Origin of the sequence: Microvirga rosea, assembly GCF_020595095.1 — a bacterium.
GTDB lineage: Bacteria > Pseudomonadota > Alphaproteobacteria > Rhizobiales > Beijerinckiaceae > Microvirga > Microvirga rosea.
Genome location: NZ_JAJDOP010000005.1, coordinates 158713 through 184113, shown reverse-complemented (window position 1 = coordinate 184113; position 25401 = coordinate 158713). Strand labels below are relative to the sequence as shown.

Sequence of the window (25401 nt, the reverse complement as noted above, 5' to 3'; positions counted from 1 at the left end):
ACGGGACGACCGGTGCTTCACAGCCGCTCGCCTGTCTCGGCGGCAAAGAGGGAAACCTGGGCGGCGTCGACCGTCAGCGACAAACGGTGGCCCGGCGCTGCTTTTCGACTTCCATTGGTGCGGATCTGCAGGGAGCCTTCGCGGTCGCTACACCACAACACGGTGTCCGCACCCATCGGCTCCACAATATCGATGGTGAAGTCGGCCCATGTTCCATCATTCACGATGTCGAGATGTTCAGGGCGGACACCGAGAATGACGTCCTGGGCCGCCGGCCGCCCGTCGTGGAAGAGATAGTCAGACAGCGGCAGACGACGTTGACCGATTACAAACTCGGGAATGTGGTCGTTGTACTCGATGCGGCCCTTGATGAAGTTCATCTGGGGAGAACCGACAAAACCGGCGACGAACAGGTTCGAGGGCCGACGATAGATTTCGTCGGGCGTGCCGATCTGCTGCACCTTCTGTTCCTTCATCACGACGATGCGGTCCGCCAAGGTCATCGCCTCGATCTGGTCATGGGTGACATAGACCATGGTGGTCTTCCCCAAGCGGGCGTGGAGCCTCTTGATCTCGACCCGAAGTTCATTTCTCAACTTGGCATCGAGGTTTGAAAGCGGCTCGTCGAACAAGAACACGGCAGCATCGCGCACGAGAGCCCGGCCGATCGCCACGCGCTGGCGCTGTCCGCCCGATAGCTGGTCGGGACGCCTGTCAAGCAGATGCGTAATCTGCAGGAGTTCAGCGGCGTGCTTGACACGCTTTTCGATTTCCATCTTCGGCGTTTTGGCCATTCTGAGGCCGAAGGACATGTTCTCACGGACGCTCATCCGGGGATAAAGAGCGTAAGACTGGAAGACCATCGCGATGCCGCGATCCTTGGGCTCTTCCCAGGTGACATTCTTGCCGCCGATCCAGATTTGTCCGGAAGCGACGTCAAGGAGGCCCGCAATAGCATTGAGCAGAGTCGACTTCCCGCATCCCGACGGACCGAGAAGAACGATGAATTCTCCCTCCTCGATGTCCAGGTTCAAGCCGTCGAAAACTCGGAACGCTTCGAATGCGACGGTGACGTCGCGAACCGAGACTGCGCCCATGCTCTACCCTTTCACAGCACCTGCGGCGATGCCGCGGACAAACCAACGTCCCGAGACGAAGTACACGACGAGAGGAACCAGAGCGGCGAGCATGGTGGCAGCCATGTCCACGTTGTAGGCTCGCTCCCCCTGGGTGGAATGGACGATGTTGTTGAGCTGGACCGTCATGGGAAGATTCTCGCGGCCAGCAAACGTCAGTCCGAAGATGAAGTCGTTCCAGATCCCGGTGACCTGCAGGATGGTCGCGACGACGAGCATCGGAATCGACATCGGAAGCATCACGCGCAGGAAGATCGTCCAGAACCCTCCGCCATCGATGCGCGCGGCTTTGAAGAGTTCGAGCGGCAGACCGGCATAGTAGTTTCTGAAGAGCAGCGTCATCGTCGGCAACCCGAAAATGACATGGACGATCACGATGCAAGGCAGAGAATTATAAATGCCCGTCATCGAGAAGATACGCACCAGCGGATAAAGAAAGACCTGGTAGGGGATGAAAGCTCCGAGGAGAAGAATGCCGAACAGGACGTTGGCACCCTTGACGCGCCAGAACGACAAGGCATAGCCATTGACCGCTCCGAAGGCGATGGAAAGCACGACCGACGGGATCAGAATTCGAACGGAGTTCCAGAATCCGACGCTGATTCCATTGCATTCGAGTCCGGTGCATGCGGACGACCAGGCTTTCGTCCAAGCCTCCAGGGTAAACGCTACCGGCAGGGCCAGAATGTTTCCGAGCCGGATTTCTTCCATCGGCTTCAAGGATGTGACGATCATGATCCAGAGCGGCAGCAGGAAGAACAGGGCCGCCGAGATGAGAAGGGCGTACACACCCATTCGCCCGGCTGTGAGGCGGCGAGGGCGCCTGCCTTGAGGCTCGGCCGTGTTCATGCATGCCTCCCCTGCGGCCGCACATAGCGGGCATAGACCCAGGGCGCCAGGATGGACACGACGCAGATCAGCATGATGGTCGCGGCCGCGGTTCCAAGCGCGATGTTGTTTCGCTCGAAGAGGTGATCCATCACGAATTTCGCCGGCACCTCGGTTGCGATGCCGGGCCCGCCCATGGTCATGGCCACGACCAGGTCGTAGAGTTTCACGACGCCTGTCGCGAGGAGCACCGTTGCCGTCACGACCATTGGCCTGAGAAGCGGCAGGACGATGGATGTGTAAACCCGCCAAGTCGGGATCCCGTCGACCTTCGCGGCCTTCCAAAGGTCCTCGTCGACACCACGAAGGCCTGCCAGAAGAATGGCCATCGTGAGGCCCGATCCATGCCAGAGGCCGGCAATGACGATGGTGTAGATCGCCATGTCCTGGCTGACGATCCAATCGAAGGTGAAGGATTCGAAGCCAAGGTCCCGGACGACTTTCTGCAATCCGAGGCCGGGATTGAGGAACCACTGCCAAGCAACGCCCGTAACCACGAAGGACATGGCATAGGGGTAAAGAAATACGGTGCGGAAAATGCCTTCCGCACGAACGTTCTGATCGATGAAGACAGCGAGAAGAAAGCCGAGAATGAGACATCCGGCGATGAACAGGATGCCGAAGATGACAATATTCTCCGCCGATGTGACGAACCGGTCATTGGCGAAAAGCCGCGTGTATTGCGTCATTCCGACCCAATCGAGCTTCGGCAAAAGCGTGGAACTCGTAAAGGACAGGCGCACCGTCCATACCATGCAGCCGATATAGACGACGAGAACCACGAGAGCCGTCGGCAAGAGCGCCATCGCCGCGGGCAGGCGTTTTCTGAAGAGGCGCCTGCCGTGAGAGTTCGGCGCCGTAACGGCCGGGGTGGAAATCGAGACCGTACTCATCGCACACCCTTTTCAGGAGAGAGGTAAATCCGGTCGGTGATGGAGTTCACCGGCCGGATCCCGATCGCTGTGCTGCGGCGTCAGCTGGCGTCACGCATGGCGGCGGTGATCTTCTCGATGAAAGCATCGGCCGACATGTTGGGGTTGTTCCAGAACTGCGTGACGGCGTCCTGCATCGCGCCGGAGAAGTTCGGCGTGCTCAGAAGCTCCATGGCCTCCACCTGATTGGCGGGATCGCTGAGAACCGCATGGGATTTCTGGGCGCAGACATCCATGGAGGACACGTCCACATCCATTCGAACCGGAATGGATCCTTTCTTGTTGTTGAACGCGATCTGAGTTGCCGGATCCAGGAGAATCTCGGCGAGTTTGTCCTGGGTGGCGAGCATCGCCTTGTCTTTAGTGGCCGGGAAGACGAAAACATCGCCGCCGATCACGAGCTTTCCGCCCCCTTCGCCGACCAGCGTACACCCATACTCCTTGCCAGGAGTCTGGCCGGCGGCGAGGAATTCACCTTTGGCCCAGTCGCCGTTGAAATGCATGGCTGCCTTGTTGGTGATCACCAGGGCCGTGGCATCATTCCAATTCCGTCCGGGGCTTCCAGGGTCGACAAGAGCCCGCATCTTCCCGAACAGTTCGACGGTTTCCTTCATCTTGGGGCTTTTGGCCGCCGCTTGATCGCGGGATCCATAGACCTTGCGGAAGAGATCGGCTCCGCCATGGCCTACGAGCACGGCACGAAACAGATTGTGCTCCCAGTTCGGCTGGCCGCCGAGGGCAATCGGGATGATCCCTTTGGCTTTCAGCTTCTCGCCGGACTGGATCAGCTCCGGAAACGTCTTTGGTGGCTCAAGTCCAGCGTCGGCGAAGACCTTTGTGTTGTAGAAGAGCCAGTTCTGTCCATGAATATTGACCGGAACGGCATAGAATTTTCCGTTGCGCACGGTCGCGTCGACGATCGGCTTCGGCATCAACTCACGCCATTTTCCCGCTTTTGCCTGACTTTCCATGTCACGCAGGAGATCATTGCTGACGAGTTCGTCGAATTGCTTGCCGGTGTTGAACTGCATCATGGTCGGTGGGTTGCCGCCGACCATCCGGTTGATCCCGGCCGTTCTGGCATTGGCGCCGCCTGCGATGGCATTGTCGACCCAGGTGCCGCCGGCTTTGGTGAACTGATCGGCGAAGACTTTGACCGCCGCCGACTCTCCGGCCGAGGTCCACCAATGCAGGACCTCAGCCTTCATTTGTTGGGCAAACGCTCCCGGACTCCAGACAACGGCAACAGCAAGGGTATACGCAGAAATGCGTGTCTTCAGGCTCATGGCTTCCTCCCAGAAGCGTTTTGATCGACTTTGTAATCGATTACATCTTTAGGTGTAGGTTGAAATCGGCTTGAGAATAAGTCAAGCACCAAGTTGACGTCGGGCGTTTCTTGATAACATAGAGACGACTTTCTTATGTGGCGAAGGGGAGTAACACGAATGAGCCGAAAGCGATGGCGTACAGTTAAGGAGATACGCATCGCCGATGTGGCTCGACTTGCCGGAGTCTCGACCGCTACCGTGAGCCGCGTATTGGCCAATCCCGACATGGTCCGATCGAAAACGCACGATCTCGTGATGGATGCGGTGCGCCGAAGCGGCTACACACCGAACAGTGTCGCACGCAACCTCCGGACGCGCCGCACGATGACCGTGCTGGTCGTGGTGCCGAACCTTGCCAACCCAGTCTTCGCGCAGATCTTACGCGGGATCGATGATGAGCTGACCCAGTCCGGTTACGGTCTTGTCATAGGCAATCTCGACAATTGTACCGAACGGGAGGCGCGCTATGTGGATCTCGTCCGCTCCCGCCAAGTTGACGGTATCCTCTTGATGACCGGCCGCCTTCCTGGAGATGGAACCCGTCACATGGGAGAGGCGGGTCTTCCCATAGTCGCCATGTGTGCGGCGATTCCCGACGGAAGAATACCGAACGTCGTCGTTCAGGATCGTGAAGCGTCACGTGCTGCCGTGCATCATCTGGCGTCCCTGGGTCATAAAAGGCTCGGCTATATTTCGGGGCCGTTGGGCAATGTCATCGAGGGGGAGCGCTTTGCGGGTTTTCTCGAAGGACTTGCCGATGCAGGACTCGGTCAACAGGATTTCGTCCGCTGGGAAGGTCGTTTCATTTTTGCGGCGGGCGTTTCCGCGGCAGAGAACTTCCTGCGCCTGAAGAACCGCCCGACCGGCATTTTCGCCACATGTGACGAGAGTGCGATCGGCTTTCTGAAAACCGTGCGCGCCAACGGCGTGCGCGTTCCGGAGGATGTTTCCATTGTCGGCTTCGACGGGATCGAATTCGCGGACTACACCGAGCCGACCCTGACGACATTTCGCCAGCCGCTGCATGAGCTCGGCAGAGCAGGGGGGCACGTACTCCTGAATATGATGCGCGGCGAGATGAGGCCCGAGGATTGGAACGTGAGGTTGCCGCTTACGCTCCTTGCTCGTGATACGACCGGGCCCGTGTCAGCCGGGGTGCGTCGGCGGCGCATGTCTGAAGCATGATCGTCACTGCATGGGAGAGGTCTATGGAGCCGGTTCGTTGGGGAATTTTAAGCACGGCGCGAATTGGCCGTGTCAGGGTCGTTCCAGGAATTCAGAAAAGTCCGCTCTGCACGATTGCCGCGGTCGCGTCCCGGAATGGAAACGCGGCGCGGCAGATGGCCGAAGAGTTCGGAATTGCGAGAGCTTACGCTTCGTATGAGGAGCTGCTCGCCGATCCGGATGTCGAGGTGATCTACAACCCGTTGCCCAATCATCTTCATGTTCCGATGACTCTTGCGGCGGCTCGTGCGGGCAAGCATGTTCTTTGCGAGAAGCCCATTGCCATCACGGCCTCGGAAGCGGAGCAGCTCCGTGAGGCGCCTTCCGGGATTCTGATCGCCGAGGCTTTCATGGTTCGTCATCAACCACGGTGGCAGCGCGCTCGCGACATGATCCGGGGCGGTGACATCGGTGACCTTCGCATGATTCAGGTTGCGTTCTCATATTTCAACGCGGATCCGCAGAACATCCGCAACAAGCCTGATATCGGTGGCGGCGGCCTGCTCGATATAGGTTGCTATGCTGTGGTTGCCGGACGATATTTCTTCGATGCCGAACCGCTTCGGGTCATCTCGCTGATCGAGCGGGACCCGGCGTTCGACGTGGACCGGACGGCCAGCGCGATCATGGATTTCGGCCAAGGCCGGCAATTGACGTTCTCGGTATCCACTCAAGCCGTGCCGTTCCAACGGGTCAACGTTCTCGGCACTCGAGGTCGGATCGAGATCGAGCTTCCCTTTAATGCGCCAAGCGACCATCCAACGCATATCCTCGTGGATATCCCTGGTTCGGGTGGAAACTCCGTAAGGACCGTAGAATGTCCTGCCAGCGACCAATACCAGCTTCAGGCGGAAGCTTTCGGCCGCGCGGTGCGAGGCTTGGAAGCGCCCGCATACGGCATTGACGATGCGTGCCAGAACATGCGGATCCTGGATGCGCTACGGCGTTCCGAAACCTCCAATGCCTGGGAGACGGTCTAGCCACAACGCGCTGCTGCATTCCCGCATCGCAGCCTGCAGAACGTCGAAGATACGATCATCCAGGCATTGAGCGACGTTGAAGCGCATAAAGCCGTTTGCGGAGCGTGAGAGGCTAAACGCATTTCCTGGTGCCAGGATGACGTTCTGTGCCAACGCTCGGCGGGCCAGCTCGCTGGCGTCCAATCCTTCGGGAAGGCGACACCAGAGGAACATGCCGGCCTGCGGCTTGATCCAGGGCTCGAAGCCCAGTGCCTGAAGCCGAGCGGTCGTCTCGTTCATGGCCCGTGAAAGGCGGAGACGCAACTCCTCCATGTGCTTGCGGTAGCTTCCGTCCCTGAGAAGGGCGAGAACCAATTCGGCGGAAAGCCTTCCGCCCCCAAAGGCGGTCGCAATCTTGAGATTGGTGAGGTCCTCGATCCAGCTGCGCGGCGCCGCAATGAAACCGCAGCGGACGGATGCGGAAAGCGTTTTGGAAAAGCTGCCGATATGCACCACGCGCTCGAAACCATCGAAGGCGGCCAGCCTTGGTGCCGGGGTTTGCTCGAAGTCCGCAAAGATGTCGTCTTCGATGATGGTCAAGCCCGCCGGCTCGGCAAGTTTCAGGAGACGGTGCGCAACGACAGGCGAGAGGACCGCCCCTGTCGGATTGTGAATGGCGGAGTTCGTGACGTAAAGACGGGGACTGTGTTCGACCAGGGCTTTCCCGAACAGGTCGATATCCGGCCCGACGGGTGTGAAGGGAATACAAACGACGTTGACACGATGTGCGCGCAAGAGCGCATGAAAGTTGAAGTAGCAGGGGTCGTCCACCAGAACCGTGTCACCGGGTTCGAGAAGAAAACGGCAAAGAAGGTCGATTGCCTGCGTTCCCGACTCGGTCAGGATGATCTGGTCAGGGGAAGCCTCTATGCCGTGTTCCTCCATTCGCCGCGTCAGAAGTTGCCGCAGCGCTGGCGAGCCGAGAGGCGAGCCGTAATCGGTCAGTGTCGCGTCATCGGCCCGCGCCAAAGCCCGCAATGCACGTCGCAGCCCCGTCTCCCGCATCCAGGATGCAGGAAGCCAGCCGCATCCAGGCTTGAGCATATCCGGTCCCGCTGCCAGGGATTGACGGGACACCCAGAAGGGATCCACCTCCCGATCGAGCTTCGGGCCGATCTCCGTCAGGGAGAGGGGAGCAAGGGGGCTCGAGACATAGAAGCCGGAGCCTGGGCGCGGGCGAATGATGCCTTCCGCAGCCAGGCGCTCGTAGGCTTCGACAACGGTCGAGGTCGATACCTGCATGGCTTTGGCGAAGGCTCGGATCGACGGGAGCCGTGCCCCCGGCGTCAGGCTGCGCGCCGCAATTCGTTGGCGAACGGTCGCCATAAGGCTGGAGACAAGCGTTCCTTCTTTCCGTGCAAGCATTTCCAGCAGACCGTATTGTCCTATCGACCATAACAGTTTGGGGAAACTGTATGGGATTGTCCCTGGAAACGCCATAGCCCCCGGTTCATGACAGATGCGAGGAATGGGGGCACGATGAGTAAAACCACCAGTGGATGGATCAGTGGTCTCGTAGGGGTTCTGATTTTCAGCGGCTCTCTTCCGGCAACCCGCGTCGCGGTGATGGACTTCGATCCGGTTTTCCTGACGGCTGCGCGCGCGGCGATCGCAGGGCTTCTCGCCATCTGCGCTCTGGCTGCTTTTCGCCAGAAATATCCTGAACGCGGTGATCTCGGGTCGCTGATCATCGTTGCATTGGGGGTCGTGGTCGGATTTCCGCTGCTCACCGCCCTGGCGCTCCGGCATGTCACGTCCGCCCATTCGATCGTCTTCATCGGACTGCTGCCCCTCGCAACAGCGATCTTCGGGGTTATCCGTGGTGGGGAGAGACCTCGGCCGATCTTCTGGCTGTTCTCGTGCGCCGGTAGTGCCCTGGTGATCGGCTTTGCTGCAGCGCAAGGACTTTCGGCCGCACCGATTGGAGATCTCCTGATGCTGGCGGCCGTCATCGTCTGCGGCCTCGGCTATGCCGAAGGTGCCAAGCTCTCCCGAAGGCTCGGTGGGTGGCAGGTCATCTCCTGGGCACTCGTGTTGTCCCTGCCATTGATGCTGGGTCTCAGTCTCTGGACGATGCCTCCGACTTTCATGGGGATCGGCGATGCTGCATGGCTGGGCCTCGTTTATGTGTCACTCTTCAGCATGCTGATCGGATTCGTATTCTGGTACCGGGGTCTCGCCTTGGGCGGGATCGCGGCGGTGGGCCAATTGCAGTTGCTCCAGCCCTTCTTCGGCCTCGCACTGGCGGCCACGCTCCTGAACGAACACGTGAGTCCGGGTATGCTCGCCGTCACTCTCGCAGTTGTGTTGTGCGTCGCTGCGGCAAGAAAATTTGCTCGCTGACCAGAGGAAGCAACAAACGCGGCGGCAGCGGCACAGCGAGGGCTTCAGCCCGCGGAACCGCCTTTAATATTACAACGATTCCATTTCCAGACATGCCTCCGTTCATTGAACGCACGGGATCAGGCTTGGCCCAATTCTGTCAGGCCGCTTGAAATACCTGCATCTTTGACCCAATTTCTTCTTCAACGACTATGGTTCGGATGAGTTCGGTCGCGCGCCTGAGGGTGCAAAGGCTCGGGACATCTGCCCATTTCGCATTGTCAAAGGGATCCATGCCACGCCTGCGTATTCGGGTAGGCTTTCGAGGAGTTCGCCTATTGACCACGCTCAAGCAGTTTGAGGAAGCCTTGCGTGAGCAGGGAATGCATATGGCCTTGGCAATCCTGGAGAGGCTCCGACAGCAGGATAAGGAAAAGCGCACTATCGCTCCCGCAAGGCGCGTGTCGGGTCGGAAAATGACGCCGGAATTGGCGCACAAGATCCTGGAACTGCACGCAACGACGGATATGACCCAACAGGAAATCGCCTTCCAGCTTGGAGTCAATCAGGGCCGGGTCAACGAGGTCGTCAAAAGACGACGATGGCTCCAGGACGATCCTGAAGCTCCCGAGGCAATCGCTCGGGATAAGGCGCTGGCCAGAATGGAAAGGGCGAAAACGGAAAGGCCCATCACCGCTCGCGTGCGTCCCGCGGCACGCGCCGATACGGGACAGTCACGAAAATCCAAGCGCAATCCGGATCAGCTGTCGCTTGAGGACTTGATCGGCGCTTCGACGAAGCCCTGAGAGGCGCCAGACCGCCGAAAGAGCATCCGGCTCCGTTCTTTTGGTGGATCATGATGCAGGTGCTCGTCGGATGAGATCCACCGCGCGCGCAGCACTCTCGAGAGGAGTGAGGCCCGTTGTATCCAGGCTGGCGTCGCTGAACGGGCGCGTATGATATCCTTCCCTATACATCTCCAGGATGCGCTGCCTCTCCGAGGCGGCGAGCGTTCGTTCGCCGCGATTCATCAGGGCCACCTCAAGAGGGGGAGCCAACGTCAAAACGAAAAAGCGCGAACCCCTTTTATCGGCCTTGTTGCGGAGACGCTCGTAATCCTGGATCTCCAAGGGATAAGCGACAACCAGAAAAGACCCCCATGCCTTGGCAATTTCGTTCTCTATTCGGGCGAGGGCGGCCTCTACCCGAATGGCAAGAGGCGCGTCATCCGGAGCATCATGATCGTCGCCATCGATGAAGGCCGCGTTCGGCAAGAGATCGGCCAAGGCCTTCCCGACGCTCGTCTTGCCGCTGTTGATGGGGCCATTAACGTGAATGATCGTCAACATGGAAACGCTTCCAAAGGTTCATGCAACAAGGCCGCCACGGCGCTGCTCGGATCAGCCGAACGCCAGGACGTTGGGCTTTCAGGTCTCCCATTGTCAAGGTTGACGATCAAGCGTCCGAAGGGACCGCGTCCCATCGCGTTGGTGATCAACCGACGTTTCATTTGCCAATGGAAAAGCCTCATGACCAGCAGACCGGACAGCCTCAGCAACGAAGCCATTGCGGTATTCGCCTTCGCCATCTTCCATCAGCTCGACAGTGGAGAACCCGTGTCGCATGTCGTCTTGGATGACGGCGCAGGTCATAAGGCTAATGAAAACGCCGTAAAGGAGCTGGTGGAACGCGGTCTTGCGACAACCGACGGATCCCGCTTGGCCTTCAGCGCCGAAGCGGAGCGCATCAAGGATGAGCTGATCGCGGCGATGAAGTCACATTTTTAATGTGACGCTTGTTCGGCGTGTCTAGTCAATCGTATAAAGATAGGCAACGACGTCACGCGCTTCGGCTTGCGAAATGCCTGTGCGGGGCATTGCAGTCTGCGGGTTGATTTGACGAGGGTCGACAATCCATCGCACGAGATTGTCGGGCGAATTCTTCAGGACTCCGGCGATGTAGACGCGCCGTGGCAGAGAGGTGAGGGGCGGTCCCACGAGGCCGTCTGCTCGCGATATGCCGGGGATCGTATGACAGCCGGAGCAGCCATAACGGGCAATCGCAATCTGTCCCTGGTGCGCGCGTCCGCCGACAAGGCGCTCTGCGTGATCCCGTCGATCCTGGAGCGACTGGTAATAAACGCCGAGATACCCGCCTGCGATCAATATGGCCGCAAGAGCTCCTAAGCCCAGGCTTTTCCAAAGGGCGGTGCGTCGAGAGAGCTGCGGTAAAGCGGGAGCTGCGTATATGTCTTGAGGGTCGGGCGAAGCCTTCGCTTTTCGAGTGTCACGACCCCCTCGACGCTTCGCCAGCGCCCAGGCAACCAGGACAGCTCCAAGCGCCATGAAAGGCGGGTTAGCGCGGTAGGGGCGCATGACCTCCTCCTGAGAGTGACGGAATGCTGGATTGGCGGATCCAGATCCCCAGCATGACAAGCGTCGCTGCGGCGTAAACTACCCCTGCGGGCACCCACATAATGAGGCCGGCCAGCTGTTGGTCTTCCAAAGGCATCAGTCCCCATTGCGGAGCGGCCGCTGATTGGCCCGGATAGATCGGCGCGCGCGCAATCGACAGCAGAATGCCGAGAAAGCCGGAGTGAAGAGCCGTGAGGAACAGGTAGAGCGCGGCCACCCCATACCCTCTCACGCGGGCCCGGCCTCTCAGGAGCGACCACCAGAACAGGAGAGCGGTTCCGAAGAAGCTGACATGCTGAAGGCCATGAATTGCGGGATTGGCGAGCGCAGCGTTGAAAAGGACCGGGATGTGCCAGATCCAGACGGCAGCTCCATGAAGGACCGTCGCGACGAGCGGATCGATCAGAACACGCCACAACCGGGCCACCCCTTTGTGCCGGCTGATGCCGCCGATGCTGCGCCGCAGGGCGGGGGGCAGAGCCCACAACATTCCTCCGACGGGACGGGCGATCACCAGAAGAGGGGCCGCCACGGTCATCAGGATTTCGTGCTCCAGCATGTGGGCCGCAAAGAGACGCTCGCCGAGTTCGTGCATCGGAGAAACAAGGGCTATGGCGAGAAGTATCCATCCACAGGCGAAGCTCACGGCCTGCCAGCCACGGACACCGCGACCGGGCTGCAGCTTTCGCCAAAGGCGTATCACGCCACAGGTATAAAGAGCGGCGGATGCAAGAAGGGGGGCCGCCACCCATGCTTCGAGCGACCATGGGGATGCCGGATCGTGGCTACCCCCATGTGCCAAGGCCGGAAGAGGAGCCAGAACGGCAGTCAGGATCAGAACGCGTCTCATCGCTCGCATCCGTGAAAGACTATGCCCGCGGTCCCTTGAACAATGATCACGAGCGCGAACAGAAGCGCCATTCCGATGCCTGTCGCCGCCGTAAACCGGTGGGGTCGTCCCGCTCCGGAGCTGTCGGGCTGGGGTGTGATGCTCGCGCGGTCATAGGCGCGCCACGAGAGAAATCCGCCGAAGAGGCTTAAGGCCGCCATCACGCAAGCCACAAGCGGCACGAGGCGCATATGGTGAGCGCAAATCCAGGGTACGAGTGCGTAGTTGATCTGCGTATTGAGAAGCCAAGCAGAAGGACCGGCAAAAATGCCGGCAGACGGAATACCGCTGCGCAGATACGAGATCATAGGCGCCTCATAGCCTCGGGCCCCAGTAGAGCAGGGCATACATGGGAAGCCACGACAGAACGACGAAGTTCCAGTAGAAGGCATTGTCTCCGACATCGCTGAATCTCTTGCCGTGGCCATGCCGGGTGAACATCAGGGCCGTGAGCACGAGGGTATCGACGACATCGGTAATGATATGGGTGGTGTGTAGACCCAGCAGGGCCCACAGCAGGGAGCCATAGGCGTTCTGGTCCCACTTCACATGGAGGCGTCCGAACTCCAGAAAGCGAATTCCGATGGCCACGAAGCCCAGAACCGACATGACAACGAGATAGACACGAACCTTGGCGAGGTTTTCCTCTTCGCCGAATTTCTGAGTGAGATAGTTCGGGATGATGCTGATGATGAGCAGGATCGTCAGCAGACTCGCCCAAATCAGGTCGGGAGGCGGTACGCTCAAGGGCCATTGGGGATTGAGAAAGGAAAGGTAGAGATACGCGCCGATCGCAATCGCGAAGCCCATCCCCTCCAGCGTGCAGAAGCCCAGCGTTCCCCACCACATCGGGCTGCGGTGCCCGAAGCCATAGGTGGGCAGCTTTGAAACGTCGAGAACGGGGTCGTGCCTCATGCTTCGTCCTCTTTCGCGCCCTTGGGCCAGAACCATGCAATGAGTGCGACGCCGACGATCGCGCTGCCCCACACCACGGCCCATGGCGTGAAGATCGAGGCAATGAACGTCACCCCTGTCGCAATGGCGGCTAGGAGGGGCCAGATCGAAGGCTCGGGCGATGTTTCGCGGATATCGGCGCGGGCTTCGGTGACGGTCGAGACGATCAGCTCACGATTCTCGACGCTTAGACCTGTCGCCACGGGCAGTTTTTCACGCTCGGCCCATAACGGTTCACGGTTGGTGACAACGGGAATGCGGTCGAAGTTCTGCGGCGGTGGAGGCGACGATGTCGCCCATTCCAGGGTCCCTGCATCCCACGGATTGTCTCCGGCCACGGCTCCCGATTTGGCGCTGGAGACCACATTCCAGAGAAACACGACGAAGCTGAAGAAAAAGACGAGGGTGCCGACGGACGAAAGAAGGTTCAGATTGCCCCAGCCCATTTCGGGAAGATAGGTGTAGATCCGCCGGGGCATGCCCATCAGGCCGGTGATATGCATGGGGAAGAAGCCCACGTTGAAGCCGACGAACGCAAGCCAGAAGTGCCATTTCCCGATACGTTCGTCCAAGAGGCGGCCGACGATCTTCGGATACCAGTAGTAAACGGCGCCGAGCAGCGGAAAGACGGCGCCGCCGATCAACACATAGTGAAAGTGCGCCACCACGAAGTAGGTATCGTGAACCTGAGTATCGAGAGGAACCGAGGCGAGGATAAGTCCCGAGAGGCCGCCTGCCACGAAAATAAAGAAGAAGCCAAGGACGAAGAGAAGCGGTGTACGGAAAATGGGCCGTCCGTCCCATAATGTGGCGATCCAGCAGAAGATCTGGATGCCGTTGGGAATGGCGATCAGCATGCTGGATGCCGTGAAGAAACTCGCGCCGAGCTGGGGAAGTCCCGTCGTGAACATGTGGTGCACCCACAGGCCGAACGATAGGAAACCCGTGGCAATCAAAGAGAGCACGAGGGCAAGGTAGCCGAATGTTCTGCGGCGCGAGAACGTCGTGATGATGGCCGACACCATCCCGGTCGCGGGCAGGAAAATGATATAGACCTCGGGATGCCCGAAAAACCAGAAGAGGTGCTGCCAAAGAAGCGCATCGCCCCCTTCGGCGGGGTTGAAAATATGGGTGCCGATCAGGCGGTCGAGGATCAGGAACGTCGAGGCGATCATCACCGCCGGCATGGCGAAGATGATGAGAAAGGACGTAATGAAGACGGACCAGACGAAGAGCGGTATCCTGTCGAGGGTCATTCCTGGCGCGCGCTGCTTGAGCACGGTCACGACGATTTCAACCGCGACGGCCAGAGCGGAAACTTCCGTGAAGGTGATCATCTGCGCCCATATGTCGGCCCGCTTGCCCGGGGAGAATTCCGGGCCGGAGAGCGGCACATAGGCGAACCAGCCGACATCCGCGCCGATGTTGAGCATGAAGGCGACCCAGATCATGAGACCGCCGAAGACATAAACATAGTAGCTGAAGGCGTTCAGGCGCGGAAATGCGATGTTGCGCGTGCCGACCATGAGAGGCACGAGATAAACGGCGAACGCTTCCATCACCGGCACGGCGAACAGGAACATCATGGTTGTCCCGTGCATGGTGAAGAGCTGGTTGTAGAGGTCAGGTCCAATCAGCCTGCTCTCCGGACGCGCCAGCTGCAGGCGCATGGCGACCGCGGCCAGACCGGCGAGAAAGAGAAACAGGAATGCGGTGATGATGTATCGCCGGCCGATGATCTTATGATCGACGGTGGAAAGGGCTCCCAGCAGACCTTTCTCCGTACCCCATGTCTTTGCCAGCCGAGCCGTCAGCTCGGGCCCGCCGATCTGATGATCGCGCAGCTCCTTGGGGTCCGGCGCCGCATAGGCTTCGCTCATTTCAGGCCCTCCAGATAGCTGACGAGCAGGTCGAGATCCTGAGGATTGATCTGCATGAGCGGCATATTGGTCCCCGGCTTGATCCTCTGAGGATCAACGATCCATGCGGCCAGATTGCCTCTCGTGTTCTGAAGCGTGCCGGCAGCGAGGGTCAGGCGACTTCCGACATGGGTCAGATCCGGCCCGACTCTTCCACCGGCCGAAGTGCCGCGCACCGAATGGCACATGACGCAGGGGCTCGTGAAAAAGACCTGCTCGCCGCGCTTTTGCGCATCGTCGGACGGAGGCGAGGCTGATGCGATCTGCTGGTTTTTCCAGTTCTCGAATTCGGCTTTGGGCTTGGCGACAATCAGCATCGCCATATGGGCGTGTTGCCAGCCGCAGAATTCCGCGCATTGACCGCGATACACGCCTTCACGGTCTGCCTGCAGTTCAATGACGTTCTGACGGCCGGGAATATTGTCCATCTTGCCCATGAGGCTTGGAACCCAGAACGAGTGGATGACGTCGCTCGCCTCAAGCTTGAGGCGGACAGGCTCTCCGACCGGGATGTGAATCTCGTTGGCTGTGGTGAAGGTTCGGTTCGGCTGCTCGTCTTCATAATCGACCTGCCACCACCATTGATGTCCCGTCACCTTGATCGTGAGAACGTTCTCCGTCCGATCGAAAAGACGCTTCTGATAAGCGTAGCTAAAGCCGGTCAAGGCCAGCACGGTGACCGCCGTCAGGCCCACAAGCGTCGCGACCGTGCGGGTCATCGTCCGCTCCCTGGTGGCATCGACCGCCAGAGGGTCTGTGGCCGCGTCGCGCCTTGCTCGCAGGGCCACAAGCAAGCCCAGCATCGTCAGGATCCACACGACCGTCAGGATGAAAAGGAAAATCCAGAAGAGCTTTTCAAGGGATGTCGCGCCTGGCCCATGAGTGTCGAGAGCCGATTGCCATCCCTTGCAACCTGCCAGGGGGACCAGAGATGCGATACTGACGATGCGGAGACGCATGTGCCCTCCTATTGAGGGGCTGTGGCCGATGGCGAGGCGCTGCCACCCGGCACCGGCGAACTTGGCGGCATCCGGTTCTCGGATGGAAGCGGATGCATATCGTCGTTCCGGCTGGGCGCCGCCGCTTTCGGCTCGAGGCCGCTCATGGAGCGAACATAGACCGCAAGCTCCCAGATCTGATCATCGGGAAGCTTGCCGCGGAACGACGGCATGCCGTTGGGGCGACCTTCCCGGATCGTCTGAACGATGTTCTCCAGGGAGCTGCCGTAAATCCATCGATCGTCCATCAACGGAGGTCCGGAATCGCCGCCGCCGTTGGCATGGCAACCATTGCAGTTGAACCATGCATAGAGGCGCTTTCCCTGACTCAGGTGATAAGCATTGCCTTCAAAGGAGCGGGCCTTTCCCGAAACCTCCTGTTCGGGCGGAGAACTTCCGGGGGATAGGGATACAAGCGCTGTCTTTTCCTGGCTCTCTTCCGAAACGGGCGCTGTGCGGAAATCCCTCTTCTCCCGCTCACATGCTGCGAGAGAAAAGCCAAGGCAGATGATGAACGGTAACAGCTTCATGGGAAACCTGCCGCATGATGAGCAACGGCATCGAGGCGCGGAACGCCGTAATCCGCCAGAATCATGTCGATCTCGCCACGATGCTGCTGCAGGAAGTCGTCGAGCTCACGGCGCAAGGCATCATCGTCCTTTCGCACGGCGAGGGAGATGTCCCAGACCATGGGAAGTTGCGGACCGTCGAAAGCGGGGCTGACCTTCGCAAGGTCGAGGGCCACTTTCTGTCGCGATGCGAAATATCCTGCGAGAGGCCCCCAGGCGACGGCGATATCGATCTCTCCGTCCGCAACCGCCCTGATGATGCGAGCGGGCGGATCCGGTTCCCGATAATCTCCGTAAAGAGTGTAACCCCGAACATTGTCGGTAATGCCCCGTCGCGCGAGGGCATGGGCAGGCGGCGTGTTCCATCCATCGTCGCCGACGAGCTGGACGCCGATACGGCGCTCACGCAGTAGCGGGTCGTTATAGGATTTCGGCAAGGGTTCCCCTGACCGAACGACGAAAACGTAGCTTGACCGGTAATAGGGGGCCGTCGTGCGCACACCTTCCAGATTGCTCGGCAATCCTGGCACGAGGTCACATTGCTCGGCCTTCAGGGTTTCGCGCAGGAACCCACGGCGTTGCGCACGCCAGACATACGTCACGTCCGCCTCGAGGGAGCGGGCGATAAGATCCACAATCCGGTTTTCGAAACCTTCTTTCGCGGCATTGGAAAAGGGGAGGTTGTTGGGATCGGCACACACGCGCAGCTCCCGCGCCTGAACCTGGCCGCCGACAAGCAAGGCCGCCGCCACGAGAATTCTAGGGAAGCTTGAACACATAGAGCGTTCCTCCCTTCGTGGTGACATTTTTCAAGTCCCGCATGGCGTTGACGAAGCCTTTGGCCGCCGTTCCATCGCGCGGATCGAGATCGTTGGAGACGATGGCGCCCGCCCATCCGCCGACGCCGGAAATGATCGCCACGTACTGCTTGCCGTCGGGACCCCGATAGGTCGTCGGCTGCCCGATGATCCCGGAGTCGGTTTTGAACTGCCAAAGCACTTCACCGGTCCGGGCGTGAACAGCCTTGAACCATCCTTCCATCGTCCCGTAAAAGACGACATCTCCGGCAGTCGCCATTGCGCCGCCCCACGCCGGGAAACGCTCCTTGATGGTCCACACCTCCTTGCCTGCCACGATATCCCAGGCGGAGAATTCACCCATATGCCCGCCCGGGCCGGGGATCATCCTGACTTCTGCGCCGATATAAGGGGTTCCGGCGACGTAGTTGGGCTCGACGCTCTCCCAATCCATGCATAGGTTGTTATGGGGAATATAGAGATATCCGGTTTTGTTCGAGAACGCGGAGGGGCTCCAATCCTTGGCTCCGGGCGCCGTAGGGCAGATGTCTCGAATGACCTTGTTCTGGAGCGGGTATTTGTCCTGATTGATTTTGATCCGGCCAGTTGCCAGATCGACGCCTTGGTGCGCATTGACCGCATGGTAGAAACTGGCGGACAGCACCTCGCCCGTGGTGCGGTCGACGACATAGAGAAGTCCGTTGCGGTCCGGGTGGACGAGAACCTTGCGTCTCTGCCCCTTCCAATCGAGATCGAGGAGAACGTTCTCGTTGATCCCGTCCCAATCGAAAAGATCGTGCGGGTTCCACTGATAAAACCAGTGAGCTTCTCCGGTATCGAGATTGCGCGCGAAGACCCCATTGGTCCATTTGTTGTCGCCGGGCCGCTGGTTCGGATTCCATGGGCCTGGATTGCCGGGGCCGTAAAAGATGAGGTTGAGGTCGGGATCGTACGTGATGAAACCCCATACCGTGCCGCCGCCCTGCTGCCAGGCGTCCGGCGGCCAGGTCGTCACACCGAGATCCTTGCCTTTCTCCGAATCGTAGAATGCCTTGAATGCACTGCCGATCTTCACATCCTGATCGGGACCGGTGCTGTAGGCTTTCCAGACGCTCTTGCCGGAGGCCGCATCCAGCGCCTCGATCCAGCCACGCACGCCGTACTCGCCGCCCGAGATTCCGACGACGACCTTGTCCTTGGCCACCAAGGGCGCCATGGTCATGGTCTCGCCCTTGTTGATGTCACCGATTTTCGTCTTCCAGACTTCCTCGCCCGTGTCGGCATTGACCGCGACCACGTTCGCATCGAGGGTGGTGAAGTAGATCCGGCCGTTGGCGAAAGTCGGACCCCGGTTGACCACATCGCAGCAGGCGACGCCTTGAGCCGCTGAATCGGGTTTCGGATTGTACTGCCACTTCAGCGGCGCGCCCGGCCGGGAGAGATCGAGCGCATAGAGAATGTTGGGGTAGGGAGACAGGATATACATGGTGGAGCCGACAACGATCGGCGACGATTCCTGCCCTTTGTTGACTCCGGTGGAGAACGTGAAGGCGACCTGCAGGTTCTTGACGTTGTCCGTGTTGATCTCGGACAATTCGCTATAGCGCGTTCCTGCGAAATTCTTGGTGGGCATCACCCATTGGCCATCCTCGGACGGGGCCGCAGCTACCGGAGGAGCGGGCTGGGCTGTTTGGGCGGTTGCCGAAGTTATGAGGCCTGACAAAGCAAAAGTTACGCCAAAAATCAGACCAACGAAACGGCACATCAACGCACCCCTGAACGATCGGAGTCTTGGGTCGGCGTGACTCAACGGCTTCGCTTCTCAGAAGTTCCAAGGTCACATTTTATGCGACTGTCCTTTGAGCCCAAAAGCCTCGACCGGGATCATAGCTCCAAGCCGCCAGCCCCAGAAAGAAAAGCAGCAGCGCGGCGCATACCAGGGCCGAGACGGGGGCAAATTGGAGGTAGAGCGAGAAGCGGATTAACTCTACGGCATGAGTGAACGGATTCAGGCGCGCAAGCCATCCCAGCAGAGGATTCACGTCGTCCAGGCGCCACAAGGGATAAAGCGCCGTCGATGCGAAAAACATCGGGAAGATGACGAAGTTCATCACACCGGCAAAGTTCTCAAGCTGACGGATGAGGGACGATATGAACAAGCCGAACGCCCCCAGCATCAGACCTGCCAGAACCAAAGCCGGAAGCGCCGAAGCGTAACCGAGCGTAGGAGGCCGAATGTTCCAGAACCGGGCAAGCAAAAGGAAAAGGTAAACAAGCGGAATGACCGCGAGGGTGTTGGCGATGAGGCGGGCGGTCAGAAGCCACCACCGTGGAAGAGGCGCCGTCAGGAGAACGCGCATCGAGCCCATTTCCCGGTCGTAGACCATGGAGAGCGAGCTCTGAAGGCCATGGAAGAGGAGCATCATGGCGGCGAGGCCGGGCACAATATAGACCTCGTAGAGAATATAGGTTTCATAGGGGGGGATGATCGACAATCCAAGGATGGAGCGGAACCCGGCCGCAAAGAGGCCGAGCCAAACAAGGGGCCGCACGATGGCCGACGCCAGACGTCCCCGCTGATTGAGGATTTTAAAGCACTCGCGCCGCGTGATGCCGCCGAGCGCGCGGAACGCGTGCAAGAGTCTCACGAAGAGTGCTCCGTCAGTCTCAGAAACGCCTTCGACAGATCTTCCTCTTCGCGCGTCATTGCGGCAGCTTGTCCTTGCCAGCGGATCTTGCCGGCATGCAAAAGGACCAAGGGATCGTCCGGTTCGATCTCATCAAGAAGGTGAGTGGCCCATAAAACGCCAAGCTGACGGCTCCGGCATAGCTCCCGGACATAAGCCAGCAGAAGGCGTCGTGCCGCGACATCCAGACCGGCCGTGGCCTCATCCACGATCAGAAGACGTGGCTCATGAATGAGAGCCCGGGCGATTTCGACCCTTCTGCGCATTCCTCCGGACAAGGTGCGGACCTTGTCCGATGAGCGGTCCGTCAGTTGGAGATGATCGAGCTCGATCCTGATGCGCGTGTCGGCGTCCTTGCGCGAGAGACCTCTCAGGGCGGCGTGATAGCGAAGGTTTTCCATCACGCTGAGATCGAGGTCCAACGTCTGCGCCTGAAAGACGACACCGAGTTCTGCCAGCGCCGCCAGGGGCTCGCGGCGCGCGTCATGGCGAAAGATCCGGATCTCCCCGAACTGCGGAGCGTAAAGTCCGGTGATCAGAGAAATCAAGGTCGTCTTTCCGGCTCCGTTGGGACCGAGGAGAACCGTGAACGATCCCGCCTCAACGCACAGACTGACTTCCTGCAGCGCCTGTCGCCGTCCGAAAACATGGCTCAGTCGTGTGACCGCAAGAGCCTTCACGGCGCCACCACAACGCCCCAGGGGGATCGACCGACTCCGATGCTTTTCACGGTTTGCTGCTGCTCCAGGTCAATGAGGGAAACATCGCTCGAATTTCCATTGGCCGTGTAAAGTCGTTTCTCGTCCGGTGACAGCGCGATATGCCAGACCCGCTGGCCCACGAGATATATGCGCAGAACCTGGAACGATTTGGCATCGATTTCGGCGACACGGTTGGCCGGACCCAAAGCCACGTAGGCTTTCGATCCATCCCTCGACAGTTGAATCCCGACGGCCTGAACAAGTTCGCGAGGAACTCCCGGAATTTCGAAATGGAGTTTGGCCAGAAGCTCTCGACTGGCAGCGTCGAAGACCGATACGGTGCCGCGCAGCTCCGATGACACCCATATCTGTTTGTTGTCGGACGAGAATTGCACCACACGGGGTCGAGTGTCGACAAGGATGTTGTCGATCAGCTCAAGGCTCTGCGTGTCAATGAGGTGGATCATGCTCGTCGTTTCGGACGTCGCGACAGCCGTTCTCCCATCTGGGCTGATCCCGACGCCCTCCGGTTCGACTCCGACGTCTATCTCCTGGATGATCTTGTTTTGCGGGAGATCGACAACCGACACTTGGTTATCGTCCTCGTTGGCGATGAAAAGCCGTTGCCCATCGGGATGGAGAGCGAAAAATTCGGGATCGCTTCCCGAGGAAATTTCCCCCGCGACCTTCCGGGTTTCCAAGTCCACGATATCAATGCGGTTGTCGTCTCCGACAGCGACGTAGAGCTTCTTTAGGTCACGGCTGAGAACCAGGCCCCTCGGCCGACGTCCGACCGGAATGGTTGCCGCGAGCGACAGGGTCTTTCCATCGATGACGGAAACCGTGTTGTCCTGCTCATTGGTCACGTAAACCGTTTCGGCTTGGGCCATGGCAGGGAGCATCAACCAGCACAACACACAGGACGCTCTTAGTATGTGCATCGGCTTTCCCCCTTGTCTTGACCGAGAGTGTCGAGTTCGGAACGCTGATGAAGGAACCCCGGCTGTGGCGATACCGAGACGAGCAATCGCGGCCCCGCGATCAGAATGGGTTGACGCATTTGCCCGTCCCAGGGACGAAAACTCTGTCCCTGACCTTTAAAACCCGACAACAGAAAGTCCGGTCCACGCATGTAGGTGGATATTCTTTCTGGGTCTTGCGATCCCGATCTGATTGCAGCTTCGCCCACCGCCCGAACTGCGGACCAGGCCGCATAGTCGATAGTGGTCATGCGGCGCTTCGTCTGCTTGGCGAACCGGGTCTGGAGCTGCGTCGCACCCCATTGCTCGCTGACGGGCGACCAACCGGTCGCCTTCAATCCCTGCGTCCCAGCAACCGGGCGGGGGCGGGCTGTCCGGCCGTCGAGATAGTCGCCGAACTCATCGGTTTCGTCCGCGACGATGAGGACGTCATAGTCTTTCACCTGCGTGAAGGATGGGATCTCCGTCTGCAGAGCGACATGTCCCGTATCGGCGCGCGCATTTCCCTGCGCGAACGTCCACTCTTTCTCCGTGCCGATCTCGGCCCCGAACTTGCGAGCCGAGCGCCGGAGCGCCTCCGCCAGAAGCTTGTCGCCCGAGCCTTTCCCGACAACGAGAAACCATTGTTTCCAGTGCTTCAGGACGAGGTATTGAGCAAGCGCGTCGGCAATCATCGCGCGGCTCGCAATGGTGTGGAGGAGGTTTCGTCGGCAAGCCTCGTTGCGGAGGCTGTCGTCCGGCGCCTGTGCGTTGAGGACCAGCGTGTCGGTCGGCTCCGCCGCTTTCGCGATCGCTGTGGTTTCCGGAGCGTCCGCGAGGGAAACAATGAACCGGATCCCGTCTTGCGTTGCCGAGCGCACGATCTCCGTGGGATCCGTGCCCGCCTTGTAACGACGCTCGACAAGTTGGAAACGTTGACCCGTAAAGCGCCCTGTCGTCGCCGTGTCGGAGAGGCCAAGCCGCGCGCCGGCAAGGCCTTCATCCGTGATAACGTCGTCTAAGGGAGATACAGGCTGGGCCTCTTCCCGATCTTGTTTGATGACGGCAATCGACAGGACATTCTGCTGGGCCACGGCGGGCGACATGCAAAGAAGGGCCGGAAGAAGGATGAGAATTCTCATTCGGCTGCCTTCTTTCTCAGGACGGGCGTGTCGCTGACGATCGTGGCAGGCGAACCGCCGAGGGTCACGGTTCTGTCGACGAGCGCCGCAATGTCGCTCCAGGAATGGGTGACGACCAGCAGGGTCGCCTGAAGCCGCGAGACTTCTTCGCGAACCAAGGCTTGCATGGATCGGGCCGTTTCCTGGTCGAGTGATGAGAAGGGCTCGTCGAGAAGGAGGAGGCGCGGGTTGACGCTAAGCGCTCGTGCAAGTGCGACCCGGCGCGCCATGCCGATGGAGAGGTGGGCCGGATAAGTGTCGGCTGCTTCTTCGAGACCTACTTTCGAGAGCCATTCCTTGGCGATATCGGGAGCATGCGGCAGGACAAGCTGAATGTTCTGCAGGGCGGTCTTCCATGGAAGCAGGCGATGCCCCTGAAAGAGATAGCCGAGTGGTTCCCTGGCGCCGCTGACAGTTCCGTCGAAGTCCTTGTCCAAACCGGCGGCAATCTGAAGAAGGCTCGACTTGCCGATTCCCGTCGGACCTATGATTGCGCACATTTCCCCTGGTTCGAGTCGGATGTCGACGTCCCGCAGAATGCACCTCCCGGTGAATTCCTTTCGCCTGATCGTGATGCGCATCGTCACCGCCGCCACCGTTCGACAGCACGTTCCATCGGCATGAACAGCATCGCCTCGATTGCCAATACGCAAAGGACGAAAGCAAGCGCGTACGCGATGACACGTGGGACATCGAAAAGCTGGAAATATGTTTGCAGTTGAAATCCAACGCCATCCGACCTTCCCAGCAGCTCGGCGACAAGGACGATTTTCCAGACCAGGGACAAGCCGTTCCGCGCCGCGGCGAGAAGATAGGGAGCAAGCTGTGGGAGGATGATCTCGCGCAATCTCTTGAAGAGGCCGAACCGATAGACCTCGGCGACCTCCGCCAGATCACGGTCCAAAGTGCGGGCACCCTCCCTGAGAGTCACGGCAACGCTGGGGATCTTGTTCGCCGCCACAGCCAGAAGAAGCGCAGACTCGGTCAGACCCAGCCAGATATAGGTGAGGATAATGACGACCAGCGCCGGAATATTGAGAAAGACGACGAGCCAGGGGTGAAACCAGCCGTCCGCTTGCTTATGGCGGCCGAGGACAAGCCCAAGGGTCGTGCCGAGAAACATCGCAACGACGAAGGACACTCCGACCCGGGCCAGGGATATTCCAAGATCCCACATGAGCGTACCGTTCGTGATCTCCTGCAGGAGCGCCGACGAAACGATCACGGGACCAGGCAGGAGGCGGCTGCCTGCAAAATACGCTCCCACTTGCCATAGAACAAGGAGCAGGGCGATCGAGGTCAGGTTCTGCCATTGACGAAGACTCGTTGTCACCACCGCTCGCCTTTATCGCTCGCTCGGCGGCCAGAATGTTCCGGGCTCGAGCTTTGTGGCCCGGCCGACAAGCTGTTCGCCGCCGACGTCCACGAGAACCTGATACAGGCGCGCAGCAGAGTGACGTTCCTCTTCGGTCCAGCGATTGATGATACCGGCACGGTAACCCTCCCTGAGGGATGCCTGAACCTTGGGGTCTGACGTGCCGAGGAGAGGCCTTAGGCGCAGCCATTCCGCGTCGGACTCGGCCAGAAGCACCTTTGCCTCTCTCGAAGCCTGCAGGAAACTCTCCAGTTCTTCCGGGTGCTGGGATGCCCATGTCTCGAGGAACGCATAGCCGAGCATGGGAATATCCGAACCGCCACTCAGGCCTTTGACCACATCGGCGACCGGCAGGAGCACCGTTGCGCCAACTGCCTGCAACCTTGCTGCGTAATGCCAGTAGGTGAGAACGGCGTCGATCCGCCCTTGGGCGAGTTCCTCACTCAGCAGAGGGGGAGCACCGAAGACGAGTTGGACCAGCGTGGCGAGATCGCTTCCCGTCTCGCGACGGTTGTAGGCCCTCAGAAGAAGCCAACTCTTGTCGAGGGGGCCCCCTGCAACCCCAACACGCTTGCCTTTCAGATCCGCCAGACGCGTAACAGAAGAACCTGCGGGAACGACGAGCGCTCCGGTGGCTTTGGAGTAGGGAGCAAAACTGAAGCGCGCACCTTCCGCACGTTGGCGGGTCACCCACGGCCAGTCGGTCACGATGAGGTCGACGGCTCCCGCCAGGAGAGCGACTTTGGCGGCCTCGTTGGTTGCGAATTCCATGGCTTTGAGGTGAAAACCGTTCCGTTCGTCCAGTCGGTGGGCCTTGATCGTGTCCATTTCCCAGGAAACCGTCCCGAATTTGAGCAGGCCAAGACGGATCGCCTTCGCTTCCGCCGCATGGGCGGGCCAGCAAAGAACCAGGTAGACGATGACAGGAATGAGCCGGATCACCATAGGCTCTCGCGTTCTGGAACGGAGTTTCGTAACAACGGCCAAGCTGCAAACATGTTCCTTGTTGCCCGGCCTTCAATGAGCTTGCAGAATGGGCCGGTCCGACGTGAAAATCTCGCCCAATATTCAAGAACATGCCGGCCGAGGAATTTCCGCTCTCATGACTG

Annotated in this window: 27 protein-coding genes; 5 read left to right on the top strand and 22 right to left on the bottom strand. The window is 59.6% G+C overall.

What is annotated here, in order from left to right; translation table 11 throughout:
* Positions 1-17 precede the first annotated feature (17 nt).
* The 4 genes from LJD17_RS14795 to LJD17_RS14780 form a co-directional block, all read right to left on the bottom strand.
* The gene (locus tag LJD17_RS14795) at positions 18-1097 is read right to left on the bottom strand and encodes an ABC transporter ATP-binding protein (RefSeq protein ID WP_227384954.1); all 1080 of its coding nucleotides are present in this window, start codon (positions 1095-1097) and stop codon (positions 18-20) included.
* Positions 1098-1100: 3 nt separating this feature from the next.
* Positions 1101-1985, bottom strand: coding sequence for a carbohydrate ABC transporter permease (locus tag LJD17_RS14790; RefSeq protein WP_227384953.1), 885 nt, complete (start codon positions 1983-1985; stop codon positions 1101-1103).
* Positions 1982-2917, bottom strand: a complete 936-nt coding sequence (locus LJD17_RS14785; protein WP_227384952.1) for a carbohydrate ABC transporter permease — start codon at positions 2915-2917, stop codon at positions 1982-1984. The genes LJD17_RS14790 and LJD17_RS14785 overlap by 4 nt, the downstream gene beginning before the upstream one ends.
* Before the next feature lie 80 nt (positions 2918-2997).
* Positions 2998-4242 (bottom strand): ABC transporter substrate-binding protein, encoded by a 1245-nt coding sequence (locus tag LJD17_RS14780; RefSeq protein WP_227384951.1) that lies wholly within the window; start codon positions 4240-4242, stop codon positions 2998-3000.
* A gap of 159 nt (positions 4243-4401) precedes the next feature.
* On the opposite strand from LJD17_RS14780, the gene LJD17_RS14775 reads away from it, so the two are divergent.
* Together LJD17_RS14775 and LJD17_RS14770 are read left to right on the top strand one after the other, a co-directional pair.
* Positions 4402-5469 (top strand): LacI family DNA-binding transcriptional regulator, encoded by a 1068-nt coding sequence (locus LJD17_RS14775; RefSeq protein WP_227384950.1) that lies wholly within the window; start codon positions 4402-4404, stop codon positions 5467-5469.
* A 23-nt stretch (positions 5470-5492) separates the two neighbouring features.
* A complete protein-coding gene (locus LJD17_RS14770) occupies positions 5493-6488 on the top strand; it encodes a Gfo/Idh/MocA family protein (RefSeq protein WP_227384949.1) in 996 nt (331 codons plus the stop codon).
* Here the strand turns inward: LJD17_RS14770 and LJD17_RS14765 are convergent.
* Complete coding sequence (locus LJD17_RS14765) at positions 6447-7892, bottom strand: aminotransferase-like domain-containing protein (RefSeq protein WP_227384948.1); 1446 nt, start codon at positions 7890-7892, stop codon at positions 6447-6449. The two genes, LJD17_RS14770 and LJD17_RS14765, sit on opposite strands and share 42 nt — an antisense overlap.
* Positions 7893-8006: 114 nt before the next feature.
* On the opposite strand from LJD17_RS14765, the gene LJD17_RS14760 reads away from it, so the two are divergent.
* Complete coding sequence (locus tag LJD17_RS14760; RefSeq protein ID WP_227384947.1) at positions 8007-8870, top strand: DMT family transporter; 864 nt, start codon at positions 8007-8009, stop codon at positions 8868-8870.
* 317 nt (positions 8871-9187) lie between these two features.
* Positions 9188-9655: an RNA polymerase subunit sigma-70 gene (locus tag LJD17_RS14755; RefSeq protein WP_227384946.1), complete on the top strand. Its 468-nt coding sequence runs from the start codon at positions 9188-9190 to the stop codon at positions 9653-9655.
* A gap of 48 nt (positions 9656-9703) precedes the next feature.
* Here the strand turns inward: LJD17_RS14755 and LJD17_RS14750 are convergent, their stop codons facing one another.
* Positions 9704-10198 (bottom strand): shikimate kinase, encoded by a 495-nt coding sequence (locus LJD17_RS14750; RefSeq protein ID WP_227384945.1) that lies wholly within the window; start codon positions 10196-10198, stop codon positions 9704-9706.
* Positions 10199-10378: 180 nt separating this feature from the next.
* Here LJD17_RS14750 and LJD17_RS14745 point away from each other — a divergent pair, with 180 nt between their 5' ends.
* Positions 10379-10636 (top strand): hypothetical protein, encoded by a 258-nt coding sequence (locus LJD17_RS14745; protein ID WP_227384944.1) that lies wholly within the window; start codon positions 10379-10381, stop codon positions 10634-10636.
* A gap of 21 nt (positions 10637-10657) precedes the next feature.
* Here LJD17_RS14745 and LJD17_RS14740 read toward each other — a convergent pair whose 3' ends face one another.
* The 16 genes from LJD17_RS14740 to LJD17_RS14665 form a co-directional block, all read right to left on the bottom strand.
* The gene (locus tag LJD17_RS14740) at positions 10658-11224 is read right to left on the bottom strand and encodes a c-type cytochrome (protein ID WP_319799702.1); all 567 of its coding nucleotides are present in this window, start codon (positions 11222-11224) and stop codon (positions 10658-10660) included.
* Complete coding sequence (locus LJD17_RS14735) at positions 11205-12113, bottom strand: cytochrome c oxidase assembly protein (RefSeq protein WP_227384943.1); 909 nt, start codon at positions 12111-12113, stop codon at positions 11205-11207. The genes LJD17_RS14740 and LJD17_RS14735 overlap by 20 nt, the downstream gene beginning before the upstream one ends.
* The gene (locus LJD17_RS14730; protein ID WP_227384942.1) at positions 12110-12460 is read right to left on the bottom strand and encodes a hypothetical protein; all 351 of its coding nucleotides are present in this window, start codon (positions 12458-12460) and stop codon (positions 12110-12112) included. Before LJD17_RS14730 ends, LJD17_RS14735 begins: the two co-directional genes overlap by 4 nt.
* A 7-nt stretch (positions 12461-12467) precedes the next feature.
* The gene (locus tag LJD17_RS14725; protein WP_227384941.1) at positions 12468-13067 is read right to left on the bottom strand and encodes a cytochrome c oxidase subunit 3; all 600 of its coding nucleotides are present in this window, start codon (positions 13065-13067) and stop codon (positions 12468-12470) included.
* Positions 13064-14986: a cytochrome c oxidase subunit I gene (gene ctaD / locus LJD17_RS14720; protein WP_227384940.1), complete on the bottom strand. Its 1923-nt coding sequence runs from the start codon at positions 14984-14986 to the stop codon at positions 13064-13066. The genes LJD17_RS14725 and ctaD overlap by 4 nt, the downstream gene beginning before the upstream one ends.
* The gene (gene coxB / locus LJD17_RS14715) at positions 14983-15984 is read right to left on the bottom strand and encodes a cytochrome c oxidase subunit II (RefSeq protein ID WP_227384939.1); all 1002 of its coding nucleotides are present in this window, start codon (positions 15982-15984) and stop codon (positions 14983-14985) included. The genes ctaD and coxB overlap by 4 nt, the downstream gene beginning before the upstream one ends.
* A gap of 8 nt (positions 15985-15992) precedes the next feature.
* Positions 15993-16553 (bottom strand): c-type cytochrome, encoded by a 561-nt coding sequence (locus LJD17_RS14710; protein ID WP_227384938.1) that lies wholly within the window; start codon positions 16551-16553, stop codon positions 15993-15995.
* A complete protein-coding gene (locus LJD17_RS14705) occupies positions 16550-17371 on the bottom strand; it encodes a quinoprotein dehydrogenase-associated putative ABC transporter substrate-binding protein (protein WP_227384937.1) in 822 nt (273 codons plus the stop codon). Before LJD17_RS14705 ends, LJD17_RS14710 begins: the two co-directional genes overlap by 4 nt.
* Positions 17352-19154 (bottom strand): methanol/ethanol family PQQ-dependent dehydrogenase, encoded by a 1803-nt coding sequence (locus tag LJD17_RS14700; RefSeq protein ID WP_227384936.1) that lies wholly within the window; start codon positions 19152-19154, stop codon positions 17352-17354. Before LJD17_RS14700 ends, LJD17_RS14705 begins: the two co-directional genes overlap by 20 nt.
* Positions 19155-19233: 79 nt before the next feature.
* Complete coding sequence (locus LJD17_RS14695) at positions 19234-20037, bottom strand: ABC transporter permease (protein ID WP_227384935.1); 804 nt, start codon at positions 20035-20037, stop codon at positions 19234-19236.
* Positions 20034-20756 (bottom strand): ABC transporter ATP-binding protein, encoded by a 723-nt coding sequence (locus LJD17_RS14690; protein WP_227384934.1) that lies wholly within the window; start codon positions 20754-20756, stop codon positions 20034-20036. Before LJD17_RS14690 ends, LJD17_RS14695 begins: the two co-directional genes overlap by 4 nt.
* Positions 20753-21667, bottom strand: a complete 915-nt coding sequence (locus tag LJD17_RS14685; protein ID WP_227384933.1) for a PQQ-dependent catabolism-associated beta-propeller protein — start codon at positions 21665-21667, stop codon at positions 20753-20755. The genes LJD17_RS14690 and LJD17_RS14685 overlap by 4 nt, the downstream gene beginning before the upstream one ends.
* A 38-nt stretch (positions 21668-21705) precedes the next feature.
* The gene (locus LJD17_RS14680; protein WP_227384932.1) at positions 21706-22878 is read right to left on the bottom strand and encodes an ABC transporter substrate-binding protein; all 1173 of its coding nucleotides are present in this window, start codon (positions 22876-22878) and stop codon (positions 21706-21708) included.
* Positions 22875-23498, bottom strand: a complete 624-nt coding sequence (locus LJD17_RS14675; protein WP_227385206.1) for an ABC transporter ATP-binding protein — start codon at positions 23496-23498, stop codon at positions 22875-22877. The genes LJD17_RS14680 and LJD17_RS14675 overlap by 4 nt, the downstream gene beginning before the upstream one ends.
* A 2-nt stretch (positions 23499-23500) precedes the next feature.
* Positions 23501-24250, bottom strand: coding sequence for an ABC transporter permease (locus LJD17_RS14670; RefSeq protein ID WP_227384931.1), 750 nt, complete (start codon positions 24248-24250; stop codon positions 23501-23503).
* Between the two features lie 12 nt (positions 24251-24262).
* A complete protein-coding gene (locus LJD17_RS14665; protein ID WP_227384930.1) occupies positions 24263-25237 on the bottom strand; it encodes an ABC transporter substrate-binding protein in 975 nt (324 codons plus the stop codon).
* Positions 25238-25401: the final 164 nt, after the last annotated feature.